The sequence below is a fragment of the Spirulina subsalsa CS-330 genome, from assembly GCF_028330765.1.
Classification (GTDB): Bacteria; Cyanobacteriota; Cyanobacteriia; order Cyanobacteriales; family Spirulinaceae; genus Spirulina; species Spirulina subsalsa_A.
Window position 1 is genome coordinate 1 of record NZ_JAQMTY010000248.1, and the last position, 7,404, is coordinate 7,404.

General features: G+C 50.6%; 7 protein-coding genes and 2 pseudogenes. 5 read left to right on the forward strand and 4 right to left on the reverse strand.

From position 1 onward, the window contains the following. Positions 1-1,486 (forward strand): serine protease (locus tag PN477_RS17170; RefSeq protein WP_272115402.1); only part of this gene is annotated, 1,486 nt, incomplete at its 5' end. Positions 1,487-1,547: 61 nt separating this feature from the next. On the opposite strand, the gene PN477_RS17175 is transcribed toward PN477_RS17170, so the two are convergent. The 4 genes from PN477_RS17175 to hpsE all read right to left on the reverse strand — a co-directional run bounded on the left by PN477_RS17175 (position 1,548) and on the right by hpsE (position 5,357). Beyond that, on the reverse strand, positions 1,548-2,099 hold the full coding sequence (locus PN477_RS17175; RefSeq protein ID WP_272115400.1) for a COP23 domain-containing protein: 552 nt from the start codon (positions 2,097-2,099) through the stop codon (positions 1,548-1,550). A gap of 116 nt (positions 2,100-2,215) precedes the next feature. Then, a complete protein-coding gene (locus PN477_RS17180; RefSeq protein WP_272115398.1) occupies positions 2,216-3,454 on the reverse strand; it encodes a glycosyltransferase family 4 protein in 1,239 nt (412 codons plus the stop codon). Next, positions 3,451-4,419: a glycosyltransferase family 2 protein gene (locus tag PN477_RS17185; protein ID WP_272115396.1), complete on the reverse strand. Its 969-nt coding sequence runs from the start codon at positions 4,417-4,419 to the stop codon at positions 3,451-3,453. The genes PN477_RS17180 and PN477_RS17185 overlap by 4 nt, the downstream gene beginning before the upstream one ends. After that, a complete protein-coding gene (gene hpsE / locus PN477_RS17190; protein WP_272115394.1) occupies positions 4,407-5,357 on the reverse strand; it encodes a hormogonium polysaccharide biosynthesis glycosyltransferase HpsE in 951 nt (316 codons plus the stop codon). Before hpsE ends, PN477_RS17185 begins: the two co-directional genes overlap by 13 nt. 236 nt (positions 5,358-5,593) lie before the next feature. Here hpsE and PN477_RS20950 point away from each other — a divergent pair. The 4 genes and pseudogenes from PN477_RS20950 to PN477_RS17205 form a co-directional block, all read left to right on the forward strand. Next, positions 5,594-5,819, forward strand: a pseudogene (locus tag PN477_RS20950) (hypothetical protein). A 127-nt stretch (positions 5,820-5,946) separates the two neighbouring features. After that, positions 5,947-6,387, forward strand: coding sequence for a transposase family protein (locus PN477_RS17195; protein ID WP_272115392.1), 441 nt, complete (start codon positions 5,947-5,949; stop codon positions 6,385-6,387). Positions 6,388-6,392: 5 nt separating this feature from the next. Further along, positions 6,393-7,100, forward strand: a complete 708-nt coding sequence (locus tag PN477_RS17200) for an ISL3 family transposase (RefSeq protein ID WP_272115390.1) — start codon at positions 6,393-6,395, stop codon at positions 7,098-7,100. Between the two features lie 39 nt (positions 7,101-7,139). Continuing rightward, positions 7,140-7,404, forward strand: a pseudogene (locus PN477_RS17205) (RNA-guided endonuclease InsQ/TnpB family protein); the annotation flags it as partial.

Sequence of the window (7,404 nt, forward strand, 5' to 3'; positions counted from 1 at the left end):
GGTTTGCACGGTGGCGACGGCGGCTCATGTGGTCAAGCCCAGCAATTTGATTGCTATTTCGACCCACGATTCGGACATCGTTAACCAAGGGCCAATCCCCGCTAAGGCGGTGCAGATGTCGGAGGATCTGGATCTGGCGATTGTGACGTTTAATGCGCCCGGTGGCGGCTGTCCCTATGGATCATTGCCTTTGGGAGATTCCGGCACGCTCAAAAAACTTGACCGGGTTTATCTGTTTGGTTTCCCTGATAGGGGTGATAAGGCGCTGTCTCAGCAGCAGGCAGCCGTGGGACAAATCTCAGCGGTCAATTTGGGCAATCCGGAAGGGTATGACATCGCCTATACGAACAATTCAGTGGCGGGCATGGGTGGCGGGCCGTTGGTGAATCAGTGGGGTGAGGTGATGGGGGTGCATGGCCGTGAGGAGGCGGAGTTCCGTTTGGCAATCCCGATTGCAAAGTTGCAGGGACAATTGCCGACACTGGTGGCACAGTTACCGGATATGGCGGCAGGAACGGCGAAGGCTTGGTCTGAGCAGGGAACAGCGTTGCTGAATGAAAAGAACTATCAGGAAGCGCTGTCCTATTTTGATCGGGCGGTGGCCCTAAACCCGAATTATGCTATCGCTTGGAATAATCGTGGTTGGTCGCTTTACAAGTTAGAGAAATACGAAGAAGCGATCGCATCCTATGACAAAGCAGTAGCCATTAATCCTGATTATGCTATCGCTTGGAGGAACCGTGGCCTTTCGTTAGCAGCGTTAGAGAAATACGAAGAAGCGATCGCATCCTATGACAAAGCGATCGCCATTAATCCTGATTATGCTAACGCTTGGTTAGGCCGTGGCAATTCGTTAGATGATTTAGAGAAATACGAAGAAGCGATCGCATCCTATGACAAAGCGATCGCCATTAATCCTGATGATGCTGATGCTTGGAATAACCGTGGCCTTTCGTTAGCAGCGTTAGAGAAATACGAAGAAGCGATCGCATCCTATGACAAAGCGATCGCCATTAACCCTGATTATGCTTTCGCTTGGAATGGTCGCGGTGCTTCGTTAGCTAATTTAGAGAAATACGAAGAAGCGATCGCATCCTATGACAAAGCGATCGCCATTAATCCTGATTTTGCTGCTGCTTGGAATAACCGTGGCAATTCGTTAGCAGCGTTAGAGAAATACGAAGAAGCGATCGCATCCTATGAAAAAGCGATCATCATTGATCCTGATTATGCTTTTGCTTGGAATAACCGTGGCAATTCGTTAGCAGCGTTAGAGAAACACGAAGAGGCGATTTCATCCTATGACAAAGCGATCTCCATTAATCCTGATCATGCTCTCGCTTGGAATAATAAAGGATGGAGTTTACATCTGCTGAATCGTAATCAAGAGGCTCTCGCCGCGATTGATAAAGCCCTGGCCATTGACCCCAATCATGCATTAGCAACCAATAACCGCAAAACCATCCTCGCAAAACTCAATCAATAGCGGACAGATGCACCCCGCCCTACTCACATTACCCATCCATAAGAGCGCAACCCTTGCACCCTTAATCCTCCGACAACATCGCCTCTAACGGAATGTGGGCCGACTTTTCCCCTGTTATCGGTGCTGAACTCTGATAGCTCCCTGGCTCTCCCGGCATCAACGCCCCCGCCACCCGATATAACGCCTCCAGTGCCTCCGCCTCACTTCCCGGCATCAGCGTCACCACAGGGGAACAGTTCTGGGTTGCCTTCGTTCGCGCACAGATCACCCATTGCTGCGGTGTTTTCTCATCCTTACGATAATCAAACGCCAGTAACCCCACCTCCTTGTAGAGGTTCATCCGATCCGCAACATCATTACACCGGAAATTTGTATTCCAACCGTCGCCCATCTCCTCCACCATATAGAGCCAATCCTTCGGGGGTTGATTGGGCTTCTGATATAACACCGTCCAAATTTCCCCACCCTCTTGGGATCGCCGGGAACAAATAAACTGACTTTTTTCTGATATCTCCAACGGAATCCGCTCGGTATACACCGTCCAACCCAGCGTCATTGCACCTAACACTAGACTCACAACGCCAACCCATACTGTGACTCGTTCTTTAGACATGATCTCAACGAAAAATCTGAATTGTCTTCACTACAATCCTAATGAACTTTATTCCATATGTTCGTTAACCGTTACAGAAATATGATTTGTAAGGGCTGGCATTACGTCAAGTGAAACTATGCCCGACCGGTGATTTTTTCGTAGATGGCGAGATATTGGCGGGCCTCTTCGTCGGGCCAAAATCGGGTTTCCACGGTGCGGCGGGCGTTGATCGCCAAGGTATCCCCCTCCTGATCTAACACCCACTGAATGCCCCGCGCTAAATCCTCCGACTCAAAACAGGCCGCCCGGTAGCCGTTGACCTGATGTTCCACAATATCTTTTAAACCCGTGGCATCAAAACTCACCACCGGCACACCACAGGCCAAGGGTTCTAAGGCTCCCTTGGGGCAGGCATCTTCTAGGGAAGGGGCGACCGCCACATCCGCCGCATTGTAGGCGAGGGCGAGGGAGAGATCATCGAAGCGTTTGCCGAGATAGCGGGCGGGGAGGCCGATGTCGAGGCTGGGGTCGAGTTGATCTGTACCGAGGATCAGCAGTTCCGTGTTGGGGAGGTCGCGTAACTGTTGGAGGGCGGGCTGGAGGTAGGCGAAGCCTTTGCGCTTGTCGCGGGTGGGGTTGAGGGCGCTGAAGAGGATGTAACGGCGATCGCAGTCCAGGTTCAGCAGTTCCCGCGCTTGGGCTTTGGGGCGGGGTTTAAAAATGGTGGTGTCCATCGCTTCGCCGATCACGTCCACGGGATAGCGGTGCAACAAACTGCTGCGCCGCACACAGTCGGCCACCCATTGACTCACCCCGACGATATGCAGATCGAGATTAGCCCAGGCTTTGGCCTTGCGCTGCCAGAGTTTGCGGGATAAATCCTGCTCCTGGGTTGAACCCAAGAGGGGACAGGCTCCACATTGGGCGGTGAAGCGATCGCACCCTTCGGAATAGTGACAGCCCCCGGTCATTGACCACATATCTTGCAGCGTCCACACCAACGGCTTCCCTAACTTGGGCAGACTTTCCGGGGTGAGAAAGCCTTTATTGATCCAATGGAGATTAATCACATCGGGGTTAACGGCGCGGATTTTCGCCAACTCTGGCGGGGGGAAAATGGCGGGGGAAAAGACGTAGGTTTTTTTCTGGGGATAGCGGCGGAGGGGGTAGCGATCGATCACGCCCCGGAGGCTATTGGCGATCAGTTCGGTGGCTTTTTCCGTGGGGCCGATGACGCTGGGGTCGGTGCTGTCTTTTTTGAGCACTAACATTTGTGAATCAACACCGATGCGCTGGAGGGCTTTATGGAGTTGGTAGGTTCCCCGGCACGCGCCACCGTCGAGGTCTGAATAGCTGAGGTGGAGAACTTTCATAGGGGTTTGAGGATAACGTCAATCAGATCGGGGGGAATGGCGAGGGTTTGGCAATGGTGGGTAATTTGGGCGCGGATTTTCGCCTTGGGGAGGAGACTATGGGCGAGGCATTGCCCGATTTTTTTGAGGTAAAACCATTCGTAACGCCAGCGGGGAAGTTGGGGATCGTACAGATGCATCCGATTCACAATATGCCACATATTATGGTGGAATTTGAGCGATCGCACCCCCTGGATAATCTGCCATTTTTGCCGCCACCCCGACGCGAGCGACCATTGCATCCACACCGGCAGATAACGCACCACATCGGCGGGTTGATAGTCTACGGTGGCTTGCAATTGTGGCGCAATCCGGAGCGGAATCCCCTGGTGTTTGGCGCGTTCGGTGTATTCATAGTCGCCGCCGTAGTGGGGAAAACGGCGGCTATCAGGGAGGCCGAGGGTTTGGGCGACAGGGTTGGGGATGATCACGATGTTGCCGTTGAGGGTGTCGGCGGAATTGAGGCGATCGCGGCATTGGGTGGGGTGGCGGATCGGTGTCCCCTGCACTAGGCCGCTAAAGGCGTACCAGTCGGGATGGTTGCGATCGCTCACCACACCCCCCACGATCGCCCCTTGTTGCTCCGCCATCTGGGCCACGGTTTGCAATTGGGTCATGAAGTCCGCCGCCAGGGTCATATCGTCATTGAGCCAAACGATCGCCGCCTGGGGATAACGCCCCAAAGCGTAGTCCATGCCCAGGGCGATCGCCCCCGTCCACCACAAATTGCCATCCCCTTGTAATACCGTCACTCCCGGAAATTGGGCGCGAATCTGCTCCGCTGTGCCGTCTGTTGATCCGTCATCCACGACGATCACCGGATGATGGGCGATCGCGCCTTGGTGGTCGAGTTGCTGCAAAATGGCGCAGGTTTGGGGCCAGCGATTGCGCACGGGCAGAATGATCGCCAAGCTTATCGTTTCCATCGTTGCCACCAGAGATAAAATGGACTGATCACACTCGATCGCAAAAATTCCATCTGACAGGCCAGCACCGTATCCGTGGCGAAGCGATCGCGATGTTGCCAAAAAAATTGCCCCGCCTTGCGCAGATCATTCAACCACCCCAAGGGAAACAGCAACGGACGCTGCCAAGGTTTGAGGCGCAACATCCGGATATGGTGACGCGCCAACCCGGTACTCCGGACGATAAACAGCAACCCCTCGCGGCTCAGTCGTCGCGCCGGAATTTGGTGAAACAGTTCCATGGCCGGGTTGTACCAGATTTCCCAACCCGCATTTTGAATATGCATAATCGCTTCGAGGTCTTCGCTGTTGAGCATCGAGGTGGGCGATCGCCCACTCAACACCGGCCGCGCCGGCACATGCTCCCGCCACACCGCCCGCCGCACCACCAACCCCGCCGACGGTGGCAACATCTTCAATTGCGGCTCATACCGTTGCGGCTCCGTCCCCCGCTCCGTAATCGCCAAAAAACTCGCAATCCGCTCAAAATTCGGCGGCGGCTCCACTTCATAGTTGCCGTGGATCTGACTCCCGATCGCCCCTGCCCTCGGATATTTCTTCGCAAACAAACAAGCCGCCTGCACCCAATTCACCGCCGGAATCGTATCATCATCCAAAAACCCAATCAGCAGGCCCCGCGCCTCCTGCACCGCCCGCAACCGCGCAAAAGCCGCCCCCTGTTGCGGCTCATTGCAATAGCGCAAGGGCACATCGGGCAACCAATCCCCTTGGATCTGACGTACCACCTGGTCAAGGCGATCGGTGCTGTTGTTGTCCACCACGAGCACTTCCCAAGACATCATCGATGTCCCCGTCTGCTGTTTGAGTTGCGCCAGAACAGCCGGTAAACGGGTTGCGCCATTATAGGTGGGGATGGCAACGGTCAGATCAACAGCCATGGGCAACGGAAAAAGGGAACTCTTCAATCTTAGCCCCGTTCGATTGTGGCTCCAACAGCGAAACCGTCCTCCCCATCAGCCTTGGATTGAGGGGGCGATCGCGTTGCCCCTATGCCGGTCACGGCAGAACCATGACACAAGATCTTGAAGGGAGCGGCTGGCCATGAGGGGGAATCGTCATCCATAGGGCTGAAAATCGTTATAATTGATCCATGAGAAATGGAATTCAATCTGCTATGTTTCTGCAAACAATCATTCAGGAATTACACGATATCCCAGAAGAAAAGTTAGCCGAGATCCACTATTTTATCCATTACTTTCGATTGGGATTGCATTAAGAAAAGTCATCCACCTCAACGCACTAAAGCCCCACCCCCTCGAACCCCAGGCTTACGCATCGGAAAACTTTCAGATCCCTTTTTTGAACCCTTGCTCGAAAAAGAATTACAGCAATGGGAATAAACTATTTGCTTGATACGCACATTCTTCTGTGGTGGCTCTTTAATGACAAAAAACTCAAACAAGAGGGGTCTTCTGAGTTTGGGGGGATAGCGGTATAATGAGACACATATCCATGTAAAAAGAAACTATGAATTTTCTTCTTGATGACCTCATTAATCTCCCCAAAGTAAGAATCAGAAATGTAATCAAAGAAAGCACAGAAACATTTTTGATACTAGATTGTTTAGAAGAAGAAGTGACTTGTCCTCATTGTGAAAACAAGACAGACAAGATACACCAAACACGAACCAAGATAGTCCGAGACTTGCCAATATCTGGACAAATCATATATCTCAACATCCCCAAGCGTCAATTTCACTGTGAGCAATGTCAAAAGCATTTTACAGAAGAGCTAGAGTTCGTGGAACGGGGAAGGAGGTTTACCCAACGATATGAAAAATATGTTTACGAGCGAGTCATAGCAAGTAGTGTTGAACAAGTTAGGCGAGAAGAGGATCTCTCATGGGATCAAGTTAACCGCATTCATCAGCATCAATACGAAATCAAAAAAAAAGTTGGCAGAAGGTGAGGAGAGTGGGAATAGACGAGATATCGAAACAGAAAGGGCACAAAGATTTTGTCACAGTAGTGAGTGACCTAGAGGCAGGAGAATTAATCGAAGTCATCGATTCTCACCAACAAGAAGATATCGTTGAAGCCTTGATGCAGCAGCCGTTAGAAGTCAGAGAAGCAGTAGAAGAAGTCAGTGTAGATATGTGGGGAGGGTTTCCTGCCGTTATCAAGGAAGTGTTTCCTAATGCCGAGATAGTCGTTGATAGATTTCACGTCATGAAAGCAGTTAACAAAAACTTGAATGAAATCAGGAAACAGATTAAATTCAAGGTCAAAGTTAAAGGGGTAAAATGGTTATTGCTCAAAAATCAAAACGACCTGAATGATGATGAGCAAGAAAAGCTAGAATCTGTTTTAAAACAATCAAAGCGGTTGCGAAAAGCTCATGAACTCAAAGAGGATTTTCGCGACATCTATGAAAACAGCAAAGAGCGGGATATTGGCAAGAATAAGTTTGAAGGATGGCTGCAAAAAGCTCAGAGTATTTACACTGATGCTGTCAAAACTGTTCGGAACCATCTTGACACAATTTGCAACTATTTCTTGAGCCGTACAACTAGCGGTGTGATGGAGGGAATCAATAATCGCCTCAAACTGATAAAGCGTCAGGCTTATGGCTTCATGAACTTTGAAAATATGCGTAGACGTTTTTTATCTTGCTTTAGCTGATAACTTTTCCTTATCACCCCATATCTCGAAGACCCCTAATTCCAATGGAATATTGCTCATCATTTAGTCAGGTTAGCAGATGTCATTGTCCTCGAAGATTTAAACATTCAGGGAATGAGTAAAAAATGTCAACCGAAGCAAGATGAAAACGGCAAATATTTAAAGAATAATCAATCAGCTAAACGAGCATTAAACTGCTTAATTCGTGATTGTTCTTGGGGAGAATTAAAACTTAAAATACAGTCGGTAGCTGAAAAGTTTGGCTGTATCGTTTTAGCAGTTAACCCTAAATATACATCCCAAA